This is a genomic window from Rhizobium sp. ZPR4, assembly GCF_040215725.1.
Classification (GTDB): domain Bacteria; phylum Pseudomonadota; class Alphaproteobacteria; order Rhizobiales; family Rhizobiaceae; genus Rhizobium; species Rhizobium rhizogenes_D.
Genome location: NZ_CP157967.1, coordinates 148,999 through 172,463 on the forward strand (window position 1 = coordinate 148,999; position 23,465 = coordinate 172,463).

Genomic DNA, 23,465 nt, shown 5'->3' on the forward strand with positions numbered 1-23,465 from the left:
GGGTTCAGGTCAAGAAGGGCCTCTTCGCTTTCAGCGCTTCCGCCAGTGTTTCACCGAAGGTCGCGATTGGGCGGGCAAGACGCCCAGCCGGCGGGCGGTGCACCAGCCAATTGACCACTTTGGGGGTGAAATCCGGGGCCTCGATAATCTCGATAGCATTGCGCCAGCGGCTGTCCGCCAGTGCGGCCGGCGTCAGGACACCGATGCCGAGACCGCGCGCAACCAGCGACATGCGCAGATCGGCGCTCATGGCCTCGACCCCGACATCGAAGGGCAGGCGCTCGGCTTCGAAGCGATGCTGAATGAAGGCACGGAAGCCGCAGCCGCTCTGGTTCATGATCCAGGGAAAGCGGGAGAGATCTTCAAGTCTTGGTTCCTTGGGAACGCCGAGCGAGGGCGCTGCGACCAGAATGACGGCATGGACTCCGAGCATCTCGCCGACCACATTGTCGGGCGGCTGCAGCCCCTCCGCCAGGCAGACCGTCGCCGCATCGAGCTGACTGTGCGCGACCTGCTCGATCAGCTGTGGCGACCAGCCGGTGACGATCCGTAGCGTCAATTGCGGAAACTGGCTGCGCAATTCATCAAGCGGAGCGGATAAGGCCGCTTCGGAGAGATAGGGCATGATCCCGAGGCGAAATTCACCGCCGATCGTGCCGCCGGGCGAAACGCCGGCCTTGAGATCATCGAGCGAGCGCAACACCCGGCGCCCATGCTCATAGGCCTCGCGTCCCGCCGCCGTCGGCCTCAGGGGCTTCGATTGCCGGTCGAGGAGGGCGATGCCGAGACTGTCTTCCAGGTTCTGTATGCGCCGGGTGATGCCCGGCTGGGTCAGATTGATGCGTGCAGAGGCCGCGACAATCGAGCCCGTTTCCACCACAGCGACGAAAGCTTCCAGATCATGAATGTTCATGCTGAACTCGCATAATCATTATTAGTTCATTTCAATTGCCGCATTATGCAACAAGGCGATAAACATGGCTATCTTTATTATCAGAAATTATTGGAGAGCTCATGTCGCAAGTTCCCGAATGCATGACGAGCGAGCCGGAGGAAGATGTTTACACGGCAGCGGCCGCTCCTTCGACCTTGTTGTTCGCCATCGCCACCGGCGTCATCATCATCAATCTCTTCGCACCCCAGACGCTGGTTGGCATCATCGGCCCCTCGCTCGGCTTTTCCGAGAGCGGCGCGGGCCTGGTAGCCATGGCCTCGCTGCTCGGTTATGCCGCTGGCCTGTTTTTTCTAGTGCCGCTGGCGGATCTCATGGAAAATCGGCGGCTGGTGCTGCGCATGCTTGTCTCGGCTCTGGTCATGGCTATTGCCGCCGCCTTCGCGCCGACGGGCTGGAGCCTGCTGATCTTCCTCTTCCTGCTGGGGGCGGCCTGTTCGGCGATCCAGATCCTCGTGCCGATCGCAGCCGCCATGGCACCGCCTGAACATCGCGGCCGGGTAATCGGCAATGTCATGAGCGGTGTCATGGTCGGCATTCTTGTCTCGCGCCCGCTAGCGAGCCTGATCGCCGATTTCTGGGGCTGGAGAAGTTTCTATGCCATGAGTGCGGTGACGCTCGCGCTCTTGGCGGCCGTTCTCGCCCTGCGCCTGCCGGAGCGGCGCCCGTTGGTCAGCGCAAGCTACGGGGCCTTGATCGGCTCGCTCTTCGATCTCTTGCGGGAGGAGCCGGTGTTGAGGCTGCGCGCCTTCACCGCCGCGTTGATGATGGCAAGCTTCAGCCTGTTCTGGACTTCCGTCGCCCTGCGTCTGGCACAACCACCATTCTCGCTTGGCCAATCCGGCATCGCACTGTTTGCCCTCGTGGGCGCCGGCGGCGCTGCTGCGACCTCTGTCTTCGGCCGCATGGGTGACAGGGGCTGGACACGGACGGCGACATTGGCTTCGCATCTGATCGTCCTTGCCGCCATGGCGGTCGCCGCATGGGTAGGCGCAATACGGTCGGGCGACTCTATGGCCCTGCTGATCCTCCTGGGTGCCAGCGCCGTCCTGCTCGATGTCGGCGTCACCGGAGACCAGACCTTGGGCCGTCGTGCTGTCAATCTCCTGAAGCCGGAGGCTCGCGGACGCATCAATGGTCTCTTCGTCGGCATCTTCTTTCTCGGCGGAGCTCTCGGATCGGCGCTTGCCGGCACGGCATGGGATTTCGGCGGCTGGGTTGCTGTCTGTGCAGGGGCCGCGGGCTTTGGCGTGATTGCATTGATCACGGGCCTTGCCGCACGCACCTGAACGATGCCAGGAGACGGGCAGCACTTGTGATCGCACGGCCGCATCGCCATCTGTAGCGCTTTCAGGTGGGCGCCAGACAAACATGTAAAAACAGACGCCCCTTGTCAGGAGTGTCGGAATGCGTGGAATTGCATGGCTTTACAGGCTGAGAGCCGTTTTCAGGAGCGGTGTGCTGAGAATTGCCCGCAGCACCAAAGTCCCTCTCGGCACCAGGATCATCTGGAGGCGCGGCGATGTTCGCATCGGAGAGAGAGTGCATTTCCGTAAGGGAGTGGTCATCGATGCGCAAGAAGGCAGTATCGAGGTCGGCAACCACGTTTCCTTTAACGATTATAGCATCCTGCTGGGCCGTGGCGGCATCTCCATCGGCAACGACGTACGCATCGCCGCTCATGCGATGATCGTCTCCTTCGATCACAATTTCGATGATGTTTCCCGCCCGATCCGCCTTCAGGGTGTCACGAAGAAGCCGATCGTCATTGAAGATGATGTCTGGATCGGCGCAGGCGCCAAGATCCTCGGCGGCGCCCACGTCGCCAAGGGATGCGTCATCGGCGCCAATGCCGTTGTCAAAGGAAAGACCGAGCCCTATGGCATCTATGTCGGAGCTCCCGCAAGGCTACTGAAGCGGCGCGGAGAAACCGGCGACCGCGGATCTGCAAGGGTCGAACAATTCGCCCGCGCGAAAAAGTAAGCAGTTCGACCGGGTAATCTCGTCGGGCTGGACGCTTTACATTGAATGCACCACGAGTGGCTGTCGATGCCGACGTTGCCGGTTTCAGAACTCAGTCCAATCCGATTCCTTGCTCGTTGTCGCCGCCGGCGTCGCACCGAAGGCGCTCAGCAGCTTCTGACCGAGCGCACGCGCGGGAGAAGCGGCCGGCCGCACCTTGGCATTGTCGACGGCCCGGATACGCGGAGTTGCAACCGGCGGGGCCGCCGGTCGAGGTGCCGGCCTCGGCGCTGGGCTGACGACAGGTTTCGCAGAGACGCGCATGGCATCGCCGCCATCCGTGCGAAACTGAGCAAGCAGGTTGGACAGCGAGGCAGCCTCCGTCGCCAGGCTGTGGCTTGCAGCCGTGCTCTCCTCGACCATGGCGGCATTTTGCTGCGTGCCGCGATCCATGCTGTTGACGGCCGTATTGATCTCCTGCAGGCCAGCCGACTGTTCGCGGGAGGCTTCGGCGATCGCCTGCACATGCCGGTTGATTTCCTGCACGCCCGAGACGATGGCATCGAGTGCCTTGCCGGTTTCGCTGACCAGTCCGACGCCCGTACGTACATGCGTTTCGGAAGTAGCGATGAGACCCTTGATTTCCTTGGCAGCATTGGCGGAGCGCTGAGCAAGCTCGCGCACTTCCTGGGCGACGACGGCAAAGCCCTTGCCGGCATCCCCCGCACGGGCGGCCTCGACGCCGGCATTCAGCGCCAGAAGATTGGTCTGGAAGGCAATATCGTCGATGACGCTGATGATGTTGCCGATCTCGCCCGAGGACTTTTCGATCTGCTGCATGGCTTCGATTGCATTGCGGACGATCTCGCCGGAGTGTTCCGCGTCGCCGCGGGTATGGGCGGCGAGCTGGCTGGCCTCCTGCGTGCGCTTGGCGGCGTCCTTGACGGTGGTGGTGATTTGCTCCAGGGCGGCAGCGGTTTCCTCGACGGAAGCGGCCTGCTGTTCGGTACGCTTGGAAAGCTCGTCGGCTGCGCCACGGATTTCGTCGGCACCGGCACTGATGGCGCGGGCGTTGGAGCCGACGGCTTGTATCGTTGCGTTGAGCTTGTCGAGCGAGCTGTTGAAGTCCTGCCGCAACTGATCGAGATGCGCAACGAACTGGGTATCGATCTGCGTGACGAGATCGCCTTCCGCAAGACGCCTTAGGCCGTCGCCGACAGCCTGAACGGCCTGTTGAAGCTGTGCCGCTTCGGCAGCCTGCCTTGTCTCGCGCTGGCTACGCTCGCTGTCGCTGAGGATGCGATCCGCCTCGGCCTGCGCTTCAAGGCGGGACCGCTCGACGGCGTTGTCACGGAATATGGCGACGGCTGAGGCCATCTGCCCGATCTCGTCGCGGCGCTCCTGGCCCTCGATCTCGCTTGCCGTGTCGCCATGCGCAAGTGTCGTCATGCGCTGATGCAGCCGCATCAGCGGCGCGGCGATGCCCTTCTGCGCGGCATACATGCCGAGGAGGATGGCCAGCATGATCAACCCGGCGAGAGCCATGAGCATGTAGTTGACGGAGCTGTTGAGATGGACCGACAAGGCATCGGCGCCCTGGTTCATCCGGTTTGTCAGCGCATCGTCGTTGGCCTGGATGCTGGCAATGAGCTTGGGTAGCTTTTGGTTGACCAGTATCAGAGTCGCTTCGGCGCCCTTGAGGTCGCCGTTCTTGCGCTGATCGATGGTCTTTTCGGTGAGGCTTTGCACCTCATCGAGACGGGCAAGGATCTCATCGATCGATTGCTTTGCCGAGGGAATGAGATTTTCCGCATGGGTCAGTCTTTGCTTGGCTTCGCCGAAATAGCTGCTGCCCGCAGCAATCGCCTTGAAGGCGTCACTGCCGGGATCGAAATTCAGCATCAGGCTTGCTTGCAGCACGGAAGCGAGAGAGGCAGCGCTCGCACGCGCGGCCTCGCGCGCCGCGACGGCTTCATTGTCGAGGAAGGCGCTATAGGCCCGATCCGCCTTGTGGAATTCGCTGGCGATCAAAAGCAGGCCGACGAAGGAAATGACGCCGAGAAACAGGATCACGGCGAGCATCTTGGTTTTGATTTTCAGGTTCCTGAACATGGCGGTCCGCCTGCGAATGCCGTGCCTTATTCAGAGTGAGACCAAGAACCCGCTCGCCCGTCTCGGGTCGTGAGGGGAGCGCTGCCTGAAGTGCACGGGTGAAGCCGAATTTGCGTGATACCTTGCCGAGAAGGTCCAGACGACCTGCATCATGCGATCGGCGTTGGGGCCGATGTCGTCGATGGCGCTGAGTACAATCAACAGAGCTTAATCGACCGCTAACAGTGGCGGCGGCAGAGCCGGATTCCCTCATTAATTTTGTGCATGTGCAAAACTTCGCAACCGGGCGGTGCGCATGATCTCCGCCGTTCATCCAGCAGACGCGGCCGCCGACATTGCATGGCGCGATATTCCCCCTGCGGCGTGACTCTGCTAAATCGGATTCGTGAATCAGAAATGTGCATCCACGACCGGAGGCTGGATCAAGACCATGCCTGTTTGCCTTTCGTCGACGATCTTCGTCGCCCGGCTCCTCGCGTGTGCGGCATTGGTCGCCATCTCCTGCGCCTGGCCGGTTGCTGCCGAGGAGACGAAGCCGCAGAACCTGCCGATCCTGTTCGATGCGCGCGAGCGCCTGCCGAAGCCGGACCTGTCCTCCCTGGTCAGGCTGCGCTTCCTGACATCGATCGATTTTCCGCCCTTCAATTTCCTCGATCAGAACGGCAAGCTCACGGGCTTCCATGTCGAGCTGGCGCGCAAGATCTGCGATGAGCTCGCAATATCCGACAAATGCCAGATCCAGGCCTTGCCCTTCGGCGAATTGCAGGGCGCACTCGCGGCCTCCCAGGGCGATGCCGTCATTGCCGGCGTCGCGGTCACGCCTGAACTGCGCAAGACTTTTGCCTTTTCGCGGCCTTTCCTGACGTTGCCGGCCCGTTTCGCGCGCAATCTCAAGGCATCGATCAGCGGCAGCACGGCCGCCTCGCTCTCGGGACATCCGGTCGGTGTCGTCAAGGGCACGGTGCACGAGGCAATGCTGACGGCCTTCTTCCCGGCGATCAAGCCAGTGCCGTTCGACGACAAGGATGCGCTGCTGGCCGCCGTCAAGGACGGCAAGGTCGATGCCGCCTTCGCTGATGGCCTGCAGCTTTCCTTTTGGGTCTCGTCGCCGGCGGCGGAAAAATGCTGCGCTCTGTTTGATGGTCCCTACCTGTCGCAGCAGTTTCTCGGCGAGGGCTTGACCATCATGCTGCGTCAGCAGGATGCCGATCTGACGGCCGCGATAAATCATGCGCTTGCCACACTGTCACGCGACGGCAGGCTGCAGGAAATCTATCTGCGCTATTTCCCTTATGGGCTGTACTAGAGCGGTTCAGCTTTTCACGGCTTCTCTGAAGCGCTCTAACTCTGTGTTTTCTCGCAATTGCGGACAGAAAACCGCTGCGCACTTTTCCCGGAATTGCTCTGGTCAGGCCTTGCGGTAGCGGGCAATCGCGCTGCGCTCGATGGCCGCGCAGGTCAGCTTGTCGAGGCCAAGACGGTCGCGAAGCAGGCTGAGCAGGCGCAGTTCCTCGGCCTTGACCGACAGGTCGGCCGAAGCGACTTCGACGGCAAGGGCGTAGGCTGTATCGTAGAGCCGCGCCGGCAGCGTATCGCGTACGGTTTCGAGCACGATGTCGAGCCCTTCATTGCTGGCCAGGAGCTTGGCGCAATCGCGGGAGACGGAGATCAGCTTCTCGTCGTCGAACCCCTTGAAGACCGGCAGGGCGTGGATGAGCTCACCGATGCGGCTGAGTTCCCGATCGTTCATCGTGCGATCAACGGCCGAGGCCAGTACCATGACATAGATCAGGGCCTCGTGAGCAGAAAGCGGCTTGTTCATGACAGGCGAAGTCCTTTGAATTTGGCAGGCTGAAAAGTCGCGCATCTCATCGCAAAAGTTACTGCATAATTCCTTAAATCGGTATCGATTTAAGGAATTATGCAGCGGGTTTAAAGTGCTACAGCGACCTTTGCGGGTCACATATGACGCGCGGCGCTGTAACGGCGGAAGCAGGGCGTCAGATCGGATTGAGCGGGTCTTCCTTGGGCAAGGCCGGTCCGAGCGTCGATTTTCCATTCTTGCGTGGATCATCCCCATACATGCCGCGCTTCTTCTGCTTGGCTTCATCGACGAGCGATGCAAGCGGCGAACCTGGTTCCGGATCGGCCCAGCCGAAGCGCACCAGCCAGGCGCTGAGATCGACGCGGACATAGCGGCAGGCGCCCTTGACAGTGCCTTTCCAGTTGGCATCGGGCACATCGCAATCGATCGAGCGGCCACGCAGATACATGCGGAAGGCCGTGCGTGCGGCCTGGCCGCAGGGCCAGTCCTTCCCGCTCGGGCCGGTGCACATCCGGTCGACATCGGTCGGAACGATCCCGCTGAGCTGCACGCTCCTGCCTGATATGGTCAATATGCCAGCCTGATCCGAGAAGGGGCGGACGAGTTCGATCGTTGTCGTCTGCTCCTGCGGCTTGGATGCGGGATCAAGCGCTGTCTGTTCGGACTGAGGCTCCGGCTGAGGCTGCTGCTGTGGTGACTCTGGCGGCAGGGTTCGATGTTCGGCGGCCGCCGTTTCCCTGTCGATCTGGTCGGCCGGTATCCGGTTGTCCGGGACGGGATCCGTCTTGACCTCATCGGAAGACGCTGTCTCCGAGGAAGCGGCAGCCGCCTTGTCCGGCGCGCTTTCGCTTGGCTGTGGAGCCTGGGACTGGGCAGCGCCCTTGTCCTTCGCCGCGTCTGTCGGAACCTCGTTGTCCTCTTGCGTCACCGGCTCTGCTGCCGCCGTCTTGTTTCCCTCGACCTTGGCCTCGTCGTCGTCACTCGCCGCCGCCGCCGCCGCCATGGCGGTGGCGGACAGCTCGGGACCGCCGTCGGAGCTACTTGTCGAAGGGGACGCTGTGGCTAGGATCGTTGCCTTATCCTTCGTTGCTTGCGTGGCCGAGCCGTCGGCCTGCGCTAGCGGCTGGCCCGAATTCGCGTCGCTCTGCTTCGTGGTTTCTGCGGGCTTGGGTGCCTCGATAGCCTTCGGCGGCATGGTGCCGGCCTTGGCGGTCTCGCTCGGGGTAGTCGCAGCCGGCTTGTTTTCTGCCGTCGTGGTGCTGTTGCCCCGGTGGGGCAGGCTGAAACCACGCTCACTGACCTGAATCGCGACGAGGGTCAACCAAGAACCGACAATGGCGCCTGCCACACCGGCAAGCCAAATATCACGACGCATAACGAGAAAACTTTCCTATTGGCTGGCCCAAATGATCCGGGCAATCCATTCCACATCCGCAAGCTCAAAGCTGCGATTGGGGTGTTCGGGGTTGAGCGACAAAAGTTCTATCGACTTGGCGCTCTGCCGCAGCAGGACCTTGGCCATGACTTCGCCCTCGCGGGTCTTCACGACGACACGGTCGTTTTTCCTGATCTGAGCACCTGGCTCGACAATCAGAATATCGCCATCCCGGTAGAGCGGCAACATGCTTTCGCCCTGCACCTCGAGCGCATAGGCGCCAGTCCTTTGCCCGGCTGCAACGGGAAACTCCACCATGTCCCAGCCCTGACCGGCCGGAAATCCGCCATCGTCGAAGAAGCCACCTGCGCCCGCCTGGGCGAAGCCGATCAGGGGGATCGAGTGGCCGGCCGACAGGGTCCCATTCACGAGCGCAGCGCCCGGTGGTTCGCTCGGCCGGATGAAGCTCAGGAACTGCTCCAGGCTGGCACCCGTTGCATCGAGGATCTTGGCGATCGATTCCGTCGAGGGCCAGCGCAGGCGGCCGTCCTGGCTCAACCGCTTGGATTTGTTAAAGGAGGTGGCATCAAGGCCGGCGCGGCGGGCGAGACCAGAGGGGGTCAGGGCATGCCGCTCGGCAAGCCGGTCGATCGCACCCCATATCTGCTCGTGTGACAGCATCGCCGCTCGGTATCCGCGCCGGCTCGCCCGGCGCTCTGCTCTTTAGAAAACGTTAACCGAGGCATTTTGGCGAGTAAAGACCGGCATAGGAATACGGTCCTTTATCCCCGTGCTTTCGTCGTGTGGCCTTTTGCCGGCCTCAGGTCTTCTGCGGTTGCGGCTTGACGTCCGGTTGCTCGTTCTGGAATTCTTTCGCCATGCCCATGAAGCCGCGCATGAATTTCTGCATGATGCCGAGCGTGCGGTCGATCTCGGCATCGTCGGGCAGGCTTGCCCCCTTGTTCGAGGCGACCGTTTTTTCCAGTTTCGTCACGCGGTCGGCCAAGCGATCCAGCTCGTCGTCATAGGCGGTGCGTTCATCGGCAGCCATGCGGCAGACGAGATTGCCGTTCTGATCCTGGCAGATGGACATGGCGCCCGTCTGCTTGTCGAGGCGGATGAAGTGATCGCCGCTGCGCTCAAGCTGAAAGCGTTCTGCATCCGGTTCGGCCGATAGAGCCGGCGTGGCGAGAAGAAAGGCGGTAGGCAGAAGCATGGCCACAAGGCCGATTTTCAGTTCCTTCGTCATGTCATCCTCCGGATTTTCTGCGTTAAACCCCAAATCCATCACGGAAACCGTGGACATCGGCTGATGTTTTCGTGCAAAGCCCTATCAGGACAGCTTTACAGAGGGATGATGACCGCCATGCCAGTGGTTTACAAGATCGTGCCGGACACGCTCTGGCAGCAAGCCAGACAAACCGGCGTTTTTCATGGCGCGGCGATCGATCTGACCGACGGCTACATTCATCTCTCCACCGCCAAGCAGGCGCGGAAAACCGCCGAGCTCTATTTCGCGGGGCAGATCGGGCTGCTGCTGGTGGCGGTCGACGGCGACGTCCTCGGCGACAAGCTGGTCTTTGAACCCTCGCGCGGCGGCGATCTCTTCCCGCATCTCTATGCGCCGCTGCCGCTTTCCGCAGTAATCTGGGAAAAGCCGCTGCCGATTGGCGACGATGGCGCTCACGTCTTTCCGGAGATGGCGAAATGATCGGCGCCTTTCGCGATCTCGGCCGGCGCGGCCTGTTCCTGTTCGATCCGGAAACCGCCCATGGCATGTCGATAGCGGCGCTGAAATCGGGGCTGGTTCCGGCCTGCCGCATCAGTGCCGATCCCCGCCTGCGCCAGACCGTGGCTGGGCTCGATTTTGCCAACCCGATCGGCATGGCCGCCGGCTATGACAAGAATGCCGAAGTGCCGGAAGCGTTGCTGAAACTCGGCTTCGGCTTTACCGAGATCGGCACCATCACGCCGAAGGCGCAGCCCGGCAACCCGCGCCCGCGCATCTTCCGCCTGGTCGAGGACGAAGGTGTCATCAACCGCCTCGGCTTCAACAATGAGGGCCATGAGGCGGCGCTCCAGCGGCTCAAGTCGATCCGGAGCAACGGCATCATCGGCGTCAACATCGGCGCCAACAAGGATAGCGCCGATCGCATTGCCGACTATGTCATCGGCATCCGCCGCTTCTATTCCGTGGCACGTTATTTCACCGCCAATATTTCTTCGCCGAACACGCCCGGCCTGCGCGATCTGCAGGCGCGTGAAAGCCTGTCCGCGCTGCTGTCGGCCGTGCTTGCCGCCCGCGACGAGGAAGCGGTAAAGGCCGGCAAGCACATTCCGGTCTTTCTCAAGATCGCTCCGGATCTCACCGAAGAGGGCATGGACGACATTGCCGCCGAAGCGCTGTCGCATGCGCTCGACGGTCTGATCGTTTCCAACACCACGTTGTCACGCGACGGTTTGAAGGATCAGCGGCAGGCCAGGGAGGCAGGCGGCCTTTCCGGCAAGCCGGTCTTTGAGAAATCAACCGCGGTACTCGCCAAGATGCGCCGCCGTGTGGGTGCCGCATTGCCGATCATCGGCGTCGGCGGTGTATCGTCAGCCGAAACGGCGCTGGAAAAGATCACGGCCGGCGCCGATCTCGTGCAGCTTTATTCCTGCATGGTCTATGAGGGGCCTGGTCTGCCGGGACAGGTCGTCTCTGGCCTGTCGAAGCTGCTCGATCGCGATCGCGCCGGCTCGATCCGCGATCTGCGTGATGCCAAGCTGGATTACTGGGCGAACCGGAACGTCTGATCGGCTCGCTTCTTCAGGCCCATGGCCAGGAAGATGCCGCGAAACAGCAGGAAGGCGTTCATGGCCATCCACAGGCCATGATTGCCGAGCGTCGGCACGAAGATGGCCAGCGCTATGAGATAGCCGCCGAAGGAAAGCAGCATCTTGTTGCGCATCTCACGTGACCATGTGGCGCCGATGAAGACGCCGTCCATCAAAAAGGCAAGCGCGCCGGTCAGACCCGTGATCGCAGCCCAGGGCAGATAGGTTCCGGCCGCGGTCCGCACCTCTTCAGAGGTTGTCAGCAGGCGGATCAAAGCCGGTCCGACCGTGAAGAAGAAGATGGCGGCGGCAAGCGCCAACCCGAAGGACCAGAGCGCAGTCAGCTTCAAGCCGCGCTCGAAGGCCGGCCGATAGTTGGCGCCGATCGAGCGGCCGGTGATCTGCTCAGCCGCATTTGCCAGCCCATCAAGATAATAGCCGGATAATAAAAAGAAGTTCATCAGCACGGCGTTGGCGGCGAGCATGACCGCACCAAAGCTGTTGCCGATGCGCGTCATCAGCGTGAAGGCAGCGATCAGCACGAAAGTACGAATGAGGATATCGCGGTTGAGCGCGAAAAGCTGCGTGAGCTTGGCGCGTGAGAGCAATTCCGCGCGCGCCGGCCTTTCCTCGCCAGCAAAGCTGCGCAGCACGATGAAAAGCCCGAGCAGCATGCCGCTCGCCTCGCCGATCAGCGTGCCCCAGGCAACGCCGGCGACGCCCCAGCCAAGCCAGAGCCCGAGCAGGATGGCGAGCACGATGTTGACGCCATTGATGACGGTCTGCAGCAAGAGCCCGATGCGGCCCTGGCCGCGGCCGAGCACGAAGCCGAGCAGCGCGTAATTGGCAAGTGCTGCCGGGCCGGAGAGCATGCGGATGGAGAAATAGGTGCGGGTCGCATCGGCAATGCCGCCTTCCGGCCCCATCAGCTTGATGCCGATCCAGAGCAGCAGCGGCGACATGAGCACGATCACGATGCCGCAGCCGAGCGCCGAGATGATGGCGCGCCAGAAGACTGCCTGTTGCTCGTGCCGATCATGGCGGCCATAGGCCTGTGCGGTCAGTCCCGTCGTCGAGGCGCGCAGGAAGTTGAAGCTGGCAAAGAGAAGGTCGAAAAGCACGGCGCCGATGGCAAGGCCGGCCAGCGCATCCGGCTGGCCCATGTGGCCGACGACGGCTGTATCGACGAGACCGAGCAGCGGCGTCGTCATGAAGCCAAGCGTCATCGGAAGCGCGATCGACAGCACGAGCCGATGCGTCACGTCGAAGGGCAAAACCCTTCCGCTCCCTTGCTGGACATCCATTTGACCCTACGCCTCCTCAATCCGAGGACAGCACCATGGACCAATAAGGCCTGTCGCCGGAAGAGGGGGTAGAGGCAAGAGCGACACCCAGGCCGTCATATTTGCCGAGCATGTTGTGCAAATGCTTCGGCGAATTGATCCAGGCCGTCACCGCGGCATTCACGTCGTGTTGTCCCTCGGCGATGTTCTCGGCTGCAGGCAACTTGACGCCGCTTGCCTTGACGCGCTTGCCGAAATCGTCGCCGAGGCCGATCAGGTGTTCCATCTTGCCGGCGTCGGCCATGCGCCGCGCCTGATAGATGGCGGCGGCACTGGCCGCCGTATCGATCTTCAGCGGCGGCAGGCCATTCTTGGCGCGCAGCGCATTGACGAGCGGCAGGGCGGAGGCGGTCTGGTCGCTGGCAGGTATATTGGAAACATGGGCTGGCGGCGTCGCACAGCTTGCGACTGATGCGGTGAGCGCAAGGGCGGCTAGGCGCAGCGTATCGCGGCGCGTTAAGGGCAATGTCTGGGAGGTCATGTCAGCTGCGGTAATTGAACAAACGAAGTAAGATGAAGATCGGAATGACGATGGATGCGCCGACGAGCACGTAATCGCCGAATTCGCCGAGCGCGGCGAAGCCGCTGTGCCAGAGATCGAGCAGGAAGCGGCGGACGCCGTAGAGGAAATCGAGCGGACGCCAGCCGAAGAACTTCATCACGAAGCCGACGACGAGCGACACGATGACGAGCTTCACCAGCGTTCGGCCTGGCGAGTCGCCAAGGAATCTGTTCACCTGATCGGACATTCTGACGTCTCCATAATGGCGGTCGGCCGGTGTTGAGATAGGGCCGGGACCCACGACTCGCAAGCACTTTTGCCTGGCTTACACTCTAAACTAGCCCCTGCCTGAAATAGGACTTGAGTTTTTTTGTGGCCGCGTTCAAAGGCGGGCGTCAAACAGGATGAAACCGATGCTGCCGAGCCAGCTTTCCTCCGGCGATGTCATCGCCGACCGCCGCGCCGATTATGCGAAGATGCTTGCCGAAAGCGGAGAACCCGCGAGCGCTGCCGAGCTGATGGAGCAGGCGCTGGAACTGGTGCCGCGCTGGGCGGCGGGCTGGTTCACGCTCGCGACCTATCGCGAGAAGGCCGGCGATGCGCCGGGCGCGATTGCAGCGCTGACCGAGGTGCTGGCGCTCGATGAGGGCGATGTCTTCGGCGCCCGCCTGAAGCTTGCGGTTCTCGGCGGCACGGAAGTGCCCGACCGGCCGCCAAGCCTCTATGTCGAGCGATTGTTCGACGACTATGCCGACCGCTTCGAAACCTCGCTTGTCGAGAAGCTTGGCTACAGCGTGCCTGGCAAGCTTGCGGTGCTGATTGCCGAAACCGCCGATATCCCGAAGCATTTCCGCCTCGCCGTCGATCTCGGCTGCGGCACGGGCCTGCTCGGGCCGGAAATCCGCGCGCGTGTCGATCGGCTGGAAGGTTACGACCTGTCGAAAGGCATGCTTGCCAAGGCGGCCGAGAAGAATGTCTACGACTATCTCGGTCAGGCCGATCTGTCGCTGGAGCCGGATCTGTCAGGCGTGTTTGAGGCGGGGCTTGCCGCCGGCCGGGCGGATCTGGTCACCGCCGCCGACGTGCTGATGTATCTCGGCAATCTGCAAGGCGTGATGGCGATCGTGGCGAAGCTCTCGGCCGCTGGCGCAATCTTCGCCTTTTCCGTCGAGGATGCGCAGCAGCCGGACGGTTATGTGCTGTGCGATTCCCTGCGGTTTGCTCATTCCGAGGCCTATGTCAGAAAGATTTTGGCCGCCCACGGCTTTACGGTGCTTGATCTCACTCGCAGCGTCATTCGCATGGATGGCGGAAAACCTATCCACGGCATTCTGTTCATTGCGAGCAAATCGGCCTGACGATTTCGAATCTTGCGAATTTCAAATAGGTCAGCATTGCTTACGTATTTTCGCTTGATTGTCACCGATGCTTTCAGCAAAAAGCCTGGAAACCCAGGGGAAAGCACATGGCGAACGCAAAGAGCGCATTTGGCGTCTGGAATACTTCCGCGACCCGGCATTCGTGGATTGAGGATGTTCAAGGTATCCTGACCGGCAGCCTGATTTCGTCGCTCGGGCTGTTCTGCCTTTCCAGTGCGGGCCTTCTGACTGGCAGTACTGCCGGCATCGCCTTTCTCTTGCACTACGCAATCGGCGTGAACTTCGGCCTGGCCTTCTTCGTGGTCAATCTGCCATTCTTCTATCTGTCGCTGAAGCAGCTCGGCCCGGTCTTCACCATCAAGACCTTCATCGCCATCACGCTGACCTCGCTGCTCACCAACCTGCAGCCGCTGCTCTTCGATGTCGCGCATATCAACGCGCTGTGGTCGGCGCTCCTCGGCGGCATCCTTCTCGGCTTCGGGCTGCTCGCGCTCTATCGTCATCGGGCAAGTCTCGGCGGCGTCGGCATTCTGGGCATTTATCTGCAGGAGCGTTTTGGTGTCAGGGCAGGGCTGGTGCAGCTGGCAATCGATCTATGCGTGCTTGCTGTTGCTTTTGCGGTGACCACGCCTCCGGTGGTCATCTGCTCCGTGATCGGCGCAATCGCGCTCAACCTCTTCGTGGCGATCAATCATCGCTCGGATCGCTATATAGCGCTGTAAAATTGAAGCCTATTGCTTGCGGGTCTCGTCGGATTCGACGATCGCGGCTTCATGATACCAGCTGTCGAATGCGGCCGTTGCAATGGTCGGGCCGATATCCGGGGTGAGGTTCACCTTCGGACGCTGGCTCACCGCCGTCGAGCGGGCCGTGACGGGAAACTGATAGATCTTTGCGGTTTCGTGCCGAGTACCGATTGCCATTCGTTGTCTCTCCCTTTTGGTGTTCAAGCGGGCGCGCTTCAAGAGACAGCTCATATATAGCAAAGTCGAAGGCGAATATCACCATTCCGCTTAAAAAAAATGCTAAATGATGAAATTATAGGCAATCCGTTAGTGGCGCGGTCGATGCCGTTTCTTTGATCTGCCGGTTTTTCGATCCATTCCAAGGCCAGCGCACCTGCGACATTTTGGCAGTTCGGCTGAAATGACACCGACGATTTGAAAAAGAATCTAATGATTGGCGCCCGGAAATCCTGCCCGAATACGGCTGAATCATAAAAATTTCACTTGGCCAGCCAGGTGTCGATGCGATCTGGCACGGCAAATGCATCTCTCTTGACAGCGGTTCGTAGTGAGGAATTTTCCGGCGGGCGCGCCGGCCAAGTTTTCCTACTTCGCCTGATTAACTGTTATGAGGTGCGTAATGACGAAGTTTAAGCTCGAGTACATCTGGCTCGACGGATATACCCCAGTACCGAACCTGCGCGGTAAAACGCAGATCAAGGAATTCGACGCATTTCCGACGCTCGAGCAGCTTCCGCTTTGGGGCTTCGATGGTTCGTCGACGATGCAGGCCGAAGGCCGCAGCTCCGATTGCGTGCTGAAGCCTGTTGCCATCTATCCGGACCCGGCCCGTACCAACGGCGCTCTCGTCATGTGCGAAGTCATGATGCCGGATGGCGTCACCCCGCATGAATCCAACAGCCGCGCGACCATCCTCGACGATGAAGACGCATGGTTCGGTTTCGAGCAGGAATACTTCTTCTACAAGGACGGTCGTCCGCTCGGCTTCCCGGAATCCGGCTACCCGGCTCCGCAGGGCCCGTACTACACCGGCGTCGGCTACAAGAACGTCGGCGATGTCGCTCGCGAAATCGTTGAAGAGCACCTCGACCTTTGCCTCGAAGCAGGCATCAATCACGAAGGCATCAACGCCGAAGTGGCCAAGGGCCAGTGGGAATTCCAGATTTTCGGCAAGGGCTCCAAGCGCGCCGCCGACCAGATCTGGATGGCTCGCTACCTGCTGCTGCGTCTGTGCGAAAAGTACGGCATCGACATCGAGTTCCATTGCAAGCCGCTCGGCGACACCGACTGGAACGGCTCGGGCATGCACTGCAACTTCTCGACCAAGTTCATGCGCGAAGTCGGCGGCAAGGCCTATTTCGAAGCGCTCATGGCTCAGTTCGACAAGAACCTGCACGACCACATTGCTGTCTACGGCCCGGACAACCACATGCGCCTGACCGGCAAGCATGAAACGGCTCCGTGGAACAAGTTCAGCTACGGCGTTGCCGACCGCGGCGCTTCGATCCGCGTCCCGCACTCGTTCATCAAGAACGATTACAAGGGCTACCTCGAAGATCGTCGTCCGAACTCTCAGGGTTGCCCCTACCAGATCGCTTCCCAGGTCCTGAAGACCATCTCGGAAGTCCCGACCGCTGGCTTCGGCTCGGTTGCTGCTTGATCGTTTCCGGCTTGGCTTGCCAAGCAGAGGAAAACCAAAGAATGACGCGGGGCTTTGGCTCCGCGTTTTTCGTTCTGAGGTTATCAAATGGCAGTCATCGGCCAGACTCTCTTAGGTCCCCGCGCTGCCAACCCGATACTCCGTCATCCTCGGGCTCGACCCGAGGATCCACGCCCAAGCTGCCGACTATATTGGTATGCCTCGCATCAAGGGATGCACTCTCGCCGGTACTCGTTGGCGGCGTTTTTTGCTGCGCTGACCTCCCTGTGCCTGGATCCTCGGGTCGAGCCCGAGGATGACGGTGTTCAAGGGAGGGCTCTGGCTACAGCATGCTCAGAGAAAGCAGGTTCAAGCAGCCTTGCTTGCCGCATCCACCGGATGCTGCGAGCGGAAGCCGACGGCGAGGCGGTTCCAGATGTTGATCGCGCCGATCGCCACGGTGATCTTGACGATTTCCTCTTCGCTGAAATGCTGCTTCAGCGGCTCGAAGTCGGAATCCGGAATGCCTGTCTGGGCGATCTTAGTCACCGAATCGACCCAGCGGAGCAGGGCGCGCTCGCGGTCGTCATAAACGGGCGATTCCCACCAGACGCACATCAGGTTGATCCACTGCTCGCTTAAGCCATCATGGCGGGCTTCCTTCACATGCATGTCGACGCAGTAGGCGCAGCCGTTGATCTGCGAGGCGCGGAGCTTGATCAGGTGAATGAAGCGGCGCTCGAGGCCGCTGCTCTGAACGAAGTTCTCCAGCGCGACGAGAGCCTTGTAGGAGTCCGGGGAGGCTTTGGCGAAGTTGAAACGCGGATGCATGGGTCTTCTCCTTGGGTTTAAATCTTGGGGTTCAGTTTTTGGTCTTGCGTTCATGCAGCTCGAGAAAGGCGCAGCCTCTCGCGGCTATGCCACCGTCGGTGTCCGTCTGCCTGAGATCGGTCAGCACGTCGGCGATGCTTGTTTTGGCCAGTTCAGCCCGGTAGACGCGTTCGGCTGCCAGCATGGCGGCATTGATGCCGCAGGGCTTGGCAAAGTAGCGCCCTTCCAAGGGGTTCGGCCCGCGCTGGCGAATTTCGCTGCAACGGAAGGCGGGGGCGGGGCCTTCCGCCGCAAGTACGATATCAAGCAGGCTGATCGCCTCCGGCTTGCGCGCCAGCCGATAGCCGCCCTTTGGCCCCGGAACCGTGTCGAGAATGCCGGCGCCAGAGAGCGCCTGCAGGTGCTTCAGAAGATAACTGACCGAAACGCCATGAAATTCGGCGAGTGCTGCTGCCGAAAGTACGCCACCATCGGACAGGCCCGCCAGCATGCCAACGCAATGAATGGATTGTTCGACGCCGTCTCCGAGCTTCATCTTGGTGCCTCTCTAATCGTGGATATTTTTTATCTATGATTATGACGAGAGTCAATTCATTTTTGAAACGACGGGTGTCAGAGGCTCGCAGAACACCAAAGCCAATGGACACGATACGCCCCCGCTTCTCATCCGCCGTATATCCATTACATTTACCCCCCGTGGACCAGATCGATGCAGACCGCCTCCTTGCCTTGCCCGCCCCCTTCACCCGCTGGTTTGCGGAAAAGGGCTGGCAGCCGCGTGCGCATCAGCTGGAGCTGCTGGCCCGCACTGAGGCCGGCGAAAGCACGCTGCTGATTGCGCCGACCGGCGCCGGCAAGACGCTCGCCGGCTTCCTGCCGTCGCTGACGGATCTCACCCGGCGCGGCAAGATCCCGCCGGGTTCGGCCTTCACCGGCATCCATACGCTTTATATCTCGCCGCTGAAGGCGCTCGCGGTCGATATCGAGCGCAACCTGATGAAGCCCGTCTCGGAGATGGGCCTCCCCGTATCAGTCGAGAACCGCACCGGTGATACGCCGAGCGGCAAGCGCCAGCGGCAGAAGCTCAATCCACCCGATATCCTGCTGACGACGCCGGAGCAGGTGGCGCTGCTGCTTGCCAATCGCGAGGCCGAGCGCTTCTTCAAGGACCTGAAATACATCGTCTTCGACGAGCTGCATTCACTCGTCACATCAAAACGCGGTCATATGCTGTCGCTTGGCCTTGCCCGCATCCGCAAGCTGGCGCCGCATGTGCAGACCATCGGTCTTTCGGCGACCGTTGCCGATCCCATGGACCTGCAGAAATGGCTGGTGGCACAAGAGCCAGGGCAACAGCGCCATGCGGGCCTCGTCATTGTCGAGGGCGGCGCCAAGCCTGATATCTCCATCCTGTCGACGGAAGAGCGTATCCCCTGGTCCGGCCATTCCGCCAAATATGCGATCCCTGATATCTATCGCGAGCTGAAGGCGCATCGCACGACGCTCCTTTTCGTCAACACGCGCTCCCAGGCCGAAATGCTGTTTCAGGAGCTGTGGTCGGCCAATGACGATAACTTGCCGATCGCCCTGCATCACGGCTCGCTCGATGTCGGCCAGCGCCGCAAGGTCGAGGCGGCCATGGCGGAAAACCGGCTGCGCGCCGTCGTCGCCACCTCGACGCTCGATCTCGGCATAGACTGGGGCGATGTCGATCTCGTCATCCATGTCGGTGCGCCCAAGGGTGCCAGCCGCCTTGCCCAGCGCATCGGCCGCGCTAATCACCGAATGGACGAGCCGTCGAAGGCGATCCTGGTGCCGGCCAATCGCTTTGAAGTCATGGAATGCCAAGCGGCGCTGGATGCCAACTATATCGGCGCGCAGGATACCCCGCCGATCGGCGCCGGCGCGCTCGATGTGCTTGCCCAGCATGTGCTTGGCATGGCCTGCGCCGAACCCTTCGACATACTCGAGCTTTATGATGAGGTGCAGAGTGCGGCCCCCTATGCCGAGCTTTCCTGGGAGACCTTCGAGCGCATCGTCGATTTCGTCGCCACCGGCGGCTATGCGCTCCGAACCTATGAGCGCTATGCCCGTATTCGCAAGACGGCGGAGGGGCGCTGGCGCGTCTCCAATCCGCAGGTCGCGCAGCAATATCGCCTGAACCTCGGCACGATCGTTGAAGAGGCGATGCTGAACATCCGGCTGGTGAAGCGCAACGCGCTCGGCTCGCTCGGACGAGGCGGGGCGCCGCTCGGCAAGGTCGAGGAATATTTCGTCGAGCAGCTGGCACCCGGCGACACCTTCCTCTTTTCCGGCAAGGTGCTGCGCTTCGAGGGCATCCGCGAGAGCGAGTGTTTGGCGTCGCAGGCCTTCTCGCTGGACCCGAAAATTCCCTCCTATGCCGGCGGCAAGTTCCCGCTCTCCACCTATCTCGCCGATCAGGTGCGGGCGATGATTGCCGATCCCGACCGGCGGCATCGCCTGCCGGATCAGGTGCGTGATTGGCTGGAAATTCAAAAAGAGAAGTCGCTGCTGCCGAAGCGCGACGAATTCCTGATCGAGACCTTTCCGCGCGGCAGCCGCGACTATCTTGTCGCCTATCCTTTCGAGGGGAGGTTGGCGCACCAGACGCTCGGCATGCTCCTGACCCGAAGGCTCGAGCGCGCCGGCGCTAAGCCCATGGGCTTCGTCGCGACCGATTATTCCCTCGGCATCTGGGGACTGGAGGATATGGGGCTGATGATCGCCAACGGCCATCTCAGCCTTGCCGACCTCTTCGACGAGGATATGCTCGGCGACGATCTCGAGGCTTGGCTCGATGAGTCCTTCCTGTTGAAGCGCACTTTCCGCAATTGCGCCGTGATTGCCGGTTTGATCGAGCGTCGGCATCCGGGTAAGGAAAAGACCGGCCGGCAGGTGACGGTTTCAGCCGATCTGATCTATGACGTGCTGCGCAGCCACGAGCCCGACCATATCCTGCTGCAGGCAACGAGGCAGGATGCGGCGACCGGGCTTTTGGATATTGGCCGACTTGCGGATATGCTGAAGCGAATCAAGGGCCATATCACCCATCGCGCGCTGGACCATATTTCCCCGCTCGCCGTACCGGTGATGCTGGAAATCGGCAAGGTGCCGGTGCCGGGAGAGGCGCACGATTCCCTGCTTGCGGAGGCGGCCGGCGATCTGATCCGCGAGGCGATGGGCTGAACGAACAAGGATGGACTGAGGTGATCAACCGGCTGGCGCTGGCACGGAGCTTGAACTGTCAAGACAGCGGCGAAGCTGCGCCGGCTTCGGGCGTCGAGACCGTTGTGCATGGCACCGCTGCCATCTGCGATCCGCTGGGTGCGCTCTATCTGCCCGAGGCCGGTATTCTCGTCGTCTCCGACCTGCATCTGGAAAAAGGTGCCGCCTTCGCCCGTCGCGGCATGATGCTGCCGCCCTACGATACGCTGGCGACGCTGACCGTTCTTTCCGCCGTCATCTCCCGCTATGATCCGAAGCTCGTCGTTTCGCTCGGCGACAATTTCCATGATCGCGTCGGTTCGCAGCATCTGCCGGAAGAGTTTCGCAGCCTGATCGTCAGCATGGCCCGGGGCCGCGAATGGATCTGGATCAACGGCAATCACGACCCGGATGGTACAGTCGATCTTCCCGGTCATTCGGTCGACGAGATGCATTACGGCGGCTTGACCTTCCGCCATGAACCGAAGGCAGGGCTGCAGGCTGGCGAAATCGCGGGTCATTTGCATCCGTCCGCCACCGTCCGGCGTCGGGAAAAATCGGTACGCCGCCCGTGTTTTGCAACGGATGGCACCCGTCTGCTCATGCCGGCCTTCGGCGTGATGACCGGCGGCCTCGATCTTCGCCATAAGGCCATGGCAGGCCTCTTCGAGCGGGAAAGCCTGATCGCACACCTGCTCGGGCGCGACCGCATCTATTCCGTGCGGTTCGGCAATCTGTCGGCCTAAAACATGTCGTGCAGAGGTGTGCAGCGGCTTTTCGTCTGCCGTTGCGCGATCATTTTCAGGCGGCTTTCACCCGCTCCTATCGCAGGACCACCGCGCCACGGTTGACCGAAGCCTATCTCGAGGTCGTCAGTCGCCGCAAAGGCGGCCGATCAGTTCTTCCGGAAGATGAAGCTTGCACCCCAGCCGGTGACGAGGGCCAGCAGCACGGAGAAGATACCATAGCTAATCGGCCGCTGATGCGCCGCATCGGTGATCATCTGCTCGATCCCGGTCTTGATGACGCGCAGCGGCAGCGATTTCTCGCTCAGGAACTTGCCGCTCTTGAAGAGATAGGCGCGCACCGTATGCACCCCGTTCGGCACGTCGGCGGGAACGCGGAGCGTCGCCTTGAAGAGCGAGGAACTGACGAAGCGCACGCCGGCGGGATCGCTCTCATAGAGCCCGCCTGCCTTTTGCAGCCGCCGGAAGGCGTTGCGGAATTCCGGCACATCGCCGACATTGCCGACGAAGCCGACGGGCGCCAGCGGAATATGATCGACGCCGATGCCGCGATCGCTGAGCTCGAGCGGCGTGGTGATGTTGTCGACGGCGCGCGTGCTCGATAGCGAATAGGCTTCCGGCACATGCTCGAACGTCATCGAGCGGGTATTGACCCATATGCCGAACACGCGCTCCTTCCTGCGCACCGTCGCATTCTCGCGCGGGCCTTCCAGCACGACGACGATATCGTATTGGCCGATTGCGAGAAGCAGCTGGTCGGTGTTGGAGAGTGCGCCGAAAATCGTAAGATCTGCGCCGGTGAAGTCCGAGGTGATGGCGATCTCGCTCGTCGAGGTGCCGATCTCCATCGTCTCGCGCGCCGTGGTCGACGTCGTCGGCTGATCGAGCAGCACCTGCGCCTGCGCGGTGAACGGAGCGAACAGCAATGCGGCAGCGAGAAGCAGTCCGGACACTCTCATCGGCTCACCCCTTCCATGATGACCGAGTAGATGTCGGCGGGGGTGACCACGAGAGTAATGACGAGACGAAGACCGACAGCGAGGACAAGAAGGCCGAGGAGCGCACGCAATTGCTCGCCGCGCAGCTTCTGGCCGACGCGAACCCCGTATTGTGCGCCGATGACGCCTGCCACCATCAGCAGGAAGGCGAGGATGATATCGACGGAATAGTTGGTGGCGGCCTGGACGATCGTCGTGAAGGCCGTCACGAAAATGACCTGGAACAGCGAGGTGCCGACGACCACATTGGTCGGAACGCGCAGCAGGTAGATCATGGCAGGCACGAGGATGAAGCCGCCGCCGATACCCATTGGCGTCAGCATGCCGACGAAGAAGCCGAGGCCGATCACCGGAATGGCGCTGAGATAGAGCTTGGATTTCTTGAACCGCAGTTTTAACGGCAGCCGCTGCACCCAGTTGTGATGGCGTGGTTTGCCGGTTGCCGGCGGCAGTTTGCCGGCCGCGCGGCGCATGGCCCTGACGCTTTCCCACAGCATCAGCGAGCCTACCGTGCCGAGCAGGAGCACGTAGATCAGGGAAATGATCAGGTCGATCTGGCCGAGCCTTCGCAAAAGCACGAATAGCCAGAGGCCGAACGTCGCCCCCGCCAGGCCGCCGGCGAGCAGGATTGCACCCAGTTTCAGGTCGAGCGAGCCGCGACGGAAATGGCTGAGTGCGCCGGAAACCGAGGAGGCGACGACCTGATTGGAGCCGGTGGCGACGGCAACGACCGGCGGGATATTGTAGAAAATCAGAAGAGGCGTGATGAGAAAGCCGCCGCCGACGCCGAACATGCCGGAGAGAAACCCTACGGCTGCCCCCATGCCGAGAATAATGAGGATATTCACCGACAATTCTGCGATCGGCAGATAGATCGTCACGCGTTGTTCCCATTTGCAGGCTTTTCGGCGCGGTGACCGAAGCCCATTTCCCCTTAAACGGCGGATTCTAATCTGAAATCATTGCCAGAGCCTTAGGAAAGGCAGCGCTGTCACAGTTTTCGAATTGCCGGT

24 protein-coding genes are annotated in these 23,465 nt (G+C 61.3%); 10 read left to right on the top strand and 14 right to left on the bottom strand.

The window, feature by feature from the left end; all coding sequences use genetic code 11:
• Positions 1 to 4: 4 nt before the first annotated feature.
• Positions 5 to 913, bottom strand: coding sequence for a LysR family transcriptional regulator (locus tag ABOK31_RS00760; RefSeq protein WP_349957406.1), 909 nt, complete (start codon positions 911 to 913; stop codon positions 5 to 7).
• A 101-nt stretch (positions 914 to 1,014) separates the two neighbouring features.
• Between ABOK31_RS00760 and ABOK31_RS00765 the strand changes: the two genes are divergently transcribed.
• Together ABOK31_RS00765 and ABOK31_RS00770 are read left to right on the top strand one after the other, a co-directional pair.
• Positions 1,015 to 2,241, top strand: coding sequence for an MFS transporter (locus ABOK31_RS00765; RefSeq protein ID WP_349957407.1), 1,227 nt, complete (start codon positions 1,015 to 1,017; stop codon positions 2,239 to 2,241).
• 118 nt (positions 2,242 to 2,359) lie between these two features.
• Complete coding sequence (locus tag ABOK31_RS00770; RefSeq protein WP_075855286.1) at positions 2,360 to 2,935, top strand: acyltransferase; 576 nt, start codon at positions 2,360 to 2,362, stop codon at positions 2,933 to 2,935.
• Positions 2,936 to 3,019: 84 nt separating this feature from the next.
• On the opposite strand, the gene ABOK31_RS00775 is transcribed toward ABOK31_RS00770, so the two are convergent.
• Positions 3,020 to 5,026, bottom strand: a complete 2,007-nt coding sequence (locus ABOK31_RS00775) for a methyl-accepting chemotaxis protein (protein WP_349957410.1) — start codon at positions 5,024 to 5,026, stop codon at positions 3,020 to 3,022.
• A 430-nt stretch (positions 5,027 to 5,456) separates the two neighbouring features.
• Between ABOK31_RS00775 and ABOK31_RS00780 the strand changes: the two genes are divergently transcribed.
• The gene (locus ABOK31_RS00780; RefSeq protein WP_349957412.1) at positions 5,457 to 6,332 is read left to right on the top strand and encodes a transporter substrate-binding domain-containing protein; all 876 of its coding nucleotides are present in this window, start codon (positions 5,457 to 5,459) and stop codon (positions 6,330 to 6,332) included.
• Between the two features lie 102 nt (positions 6,333 to 6,434).
• Here ABOK31_RS00780 and ABOK31_RS00785 read toward each other — a convergent pair whose 3' ends face one another.
• The 4 genes from ABOK31_RS00785 to ABOK31_RS00800 form a co-directional block, all read right to left on the bottom strand.
• Positions 6,435 to 6,848: a tellurite resistance TerB family protein gene (locus tag ABOK31_RS00785; protein WP_075855283.1), complete on the bottom strand. Its 414-nt coding sequence runs from the start codon at positions 6,846 to 6,848 to the stop codon at positions 6,435 to 6,437.
• Positions 6,849 to 7,026: 178 nt separating this feature from the next.
• Complete coding sequence (locus ABOK31_RS00790; protein WP_349957414.1) at positions 7,027 to 8,226, bottom strand: thermonuclease family protein; 1,200 nt, start codon at positions 8,224 to 8,226, stop codon at positions 7,027 to 7,029.
• A 15-nt stretch (positions 8,227 to 8,241) separates the two neighbouring features.
• Positions 8,242 to 8,907, bottom strand: coding sequence for a helix-turn-helix transcriptional regulator (locus ABOK31_RS00795; protein WP_075855280.1), 666 nt, complete (start codon positions 8,905 to 8,907; stop codon positions 8,242 to 8,244).
• 139 nt (positions 8,908 to 9,046) lie between these two features.
• Positions 9,047 to 9,475 (bottom strand): hypothetical protein, encoded by a 429-nt coding sequence (locus ABOK31_RS00800; RefSeq protein WP_075855482.1) that lies wholly within the window; start codon positions 9,473 to 9,475, stop codon positions 9,047 to 9,049.
• Between the two features lie 105 nt (positions 9,476 to 9,580).
• Between ABOK31_RS00800 and ABOK31_RS00805 the strand changes: the two genes are divergently transcribed.
• Positions 9,581 to 9,937 carry a DUF952 domain-containing protein gene (locus ABOK31_RS00805; protein WP_349959047.1) on the top strand — a complete coding sequence of 119 codons (357 nt, stop codon included), beginning with the start codon at positions 9,581 to 9,583 and terminating at the stop codon, positions 9,935 to 9,937.
• Positions 9,934 to 11,022, top strand: coding sequence for a quinone-dependent dihydroorotate dehydrogenase (locus ABOK31_RS00810; protein WP_349957417.1), 1,089 nt, complete (start codon positions 9,934 to 9,936; stop codon positions 11,020 to 11,022). Before ABOK31_RS00805 ends, ABOK31_RS00810 begins: the two co-directional genes overlap by 4 nt.
• On the opposite strand, the gene ABOK31_RS00815 is transcribed toward ABOK31_RS00810, so the two are convergent.
• Genes ABOK31_RS00815 through ABOK31_RS00825 form a run of 3 tightly spaced genes read right to left on the bottom strand, consistent with a single transcriptional unit; the run spans position 10,998 to position 13,135 of the window.
• A complete protein-coding gene (locus ABOK31_RS00815; RefSeq protein WP_349957418.1) occupies positions 10,998 to 12,347 on the bottom strand; it encodes an MATE family efflux transporter in 1,350 nt (449 codons plus the stop codon). The two genes, ABOK31_RS00810 and ABOK31_RS00815, sit on opposite strands and share 25 nt — an antisense overlap.
• Positions 12,348 to 12,363: 16 nt before the next feature.
• The gene (locus ABOK31_RS00820) at positions 12,364 to 12,867 is read right to left on the bottom strand and encodes a CAP domain-containing protein (protein ID WP_349957420.1); all 504 of its coding nucleotides are present in this window, start codon (positions 12,865 to 12,867) and stop codon (positions 12,364 to 12,366) included.
• A 1-nt stretch (position 12,868) separates the two neighbouring features.
• Positions 12,869 to 13,135 carry a DUF6460 domain-containing protein gene (locus tag ABOK31_RS00825; RefSeq protein ID WP_349957421.1) on the bottom strand — a complete coding sequence of 89 codons (267 nt, stop codon included), beginning with the start codon at positions 13,133 to 13,135 and terminating at the stop codon, positions 12,869 to 12,871.
• Between the two features lie 166 nt (positions 13,136 to 13,301).
• On the opposite strand from ABOK31_RS00825, the gene ABOK31_RS00830 reads away from it, so the two are divergent.
• Complete coding sequence (locus tag ABOK31_RS00830) at positions 13,302 to 14,246, top strand: methyltransferase (RefSeq protein ID WP_349957422.1); 945 nt, start codon at positions 13,302 to 13,304, stop codon at positions 14,244 to 14,246.
• A gap of 107 nt (positions 14,247 to 14,353) precedes the next feature.
• Positions 14,354 to 14,989, top strand: coding sequence for a YitT family protein (locus tag ABOK31_RS00835; RefSeq protein WP_349957423.1), 636 nt, complete (start codon positions 14,354 to 14,356; stop codon positions 14,987 to 14,989).
• Positions 14,990 to 14,998: 9 nt separating this feature from the next.
• Here ABOK31_RS00835 and ABOK31_RS00840 read toward each other — a convergent pair whose 3' ends face one another.
• The gene (locus tag ABOK31_RS00840) at positions 14,999 to 15,190 is read right to left on the bottom strand and encodes a DUF2735 domain-containing protein (RefSeq protein ID WP_075855272.1); all 192 of its coding nucleotides are present in this window, start codon (positions 15,188 to 15,190) and stop codon (positions 14,999 to 15,001) included.
• Between the two features lie 442 nt (positions 15,191 to 15,632).
• Here ABOK31_RS00840 and ABOK31_RS00845 point away from each other — a divergent pair, with 442 nt between their 5' ends.
• Positions 15,633 to 16,673 carry a glutamine synthetase beta-grasp domain-containing protein gene (locus ABOK31_RS00845; RefSeq protein WP_075855271.1) on the top strand — a complete coding sequence of 347 codons (1,041 nt, stop codon included), beginning with the start codon at positions 15,633 to 15,635 and terminating at the stop codon, positions 16,671 to 16,673.
• A gap of 348 nt (positions 16,674 to 17,021) precedes the next feature.
• On the opposite strand, the gene ABOK31_RS00850 is transcribed toward ABOK31_RS00845, so the two are convergent.
• Both ABOK31_RS00850 and ABOK31_RS00855 read right to left on the bottom strand, forming a co-directional pair.
• Positions 17,022 to 17,483, bottom strand: a complete 462-nt coding sequence (locus ABOK31_RS00850; RefSeq protein ID WP_349957424.1) for a carboxymuconolactone decarboxylase family protein — start codon at positions 17,481 to 17,483, stop codon at positions 17,022 to 17,024.
• 31 nt (positions 17,484 to 17,514) lie between these two features.
• Entirely contained in the window at positions 17,515 to 18,018 is a 504-nt protein-coding gene (locus ABOK31_RS00855; protein WP_174175411.1) for an Rrf2 family transcriptional regulator, read from the bottom strand.
• A 161-nt stretch (positions 18,019 to 18,179) separates the two neighbouring features.
• Here ABOK31_RS00855 and ABOK31_RS00860 point away from each other — a divergent pair, with 161 nt between their 5' ends.
• Positions 18,180 to 20,690, top strand: coding sequence for a ligase-associated DNA damage response DEXH box helicase (locus ABOK31_RS00860; RefSeq protein ID WP_349957425.1), 2,511 nt, complete (start codon positions 18,180 to 18,182; stop codon positions 20,688 to 20,690).
• A gap of 20 nt (positions 20,691 to 20,710) precedes the next feature.
• Entirely contained in the window at positions 20,711 to 21,454 is a 744-nt protein-coding gene (pdeM, locus tag ABOK31_RS00865) for a ligase-associated DNA damage response endonuclease PdeM (protein WP_349957426.1), read from the top strand.
• Between the two features lie 149 nt (positions 21,455 to 21,603).
• Here pdeM and ABOK31_RS00870 read toward each other — a convergent pair whose 3' ends face one another.
• Entirely contained in the window at positions 21,604 to 22,413 is an 810-nt protein-coding gene (locus ABOK31_RS00870) for a TIGR02186 family protein (RefSeq protein ID WP_349957428.1), read from the bottom strand.
• Positions 22,410 to 23,333 carry a TSUP family transporter gene (locus ABOK31_RS00875; protein WP_174175405.1) on the bottom strand — a complete coding sequence of 308 codons (924 nt, stop codon included), beginning with the start codon at positions 23,331 to 23,333 and terminating at the stop codon, positions 22,410 to 22,412. The genes ABOK31_RS00870 and ABOK31_RS00875 overlap by 4 nt, the downstream gene beginning before the upstream one ends.
• Positions 23,334 to 23,465 lie beyond the last annotated feature (132 nt).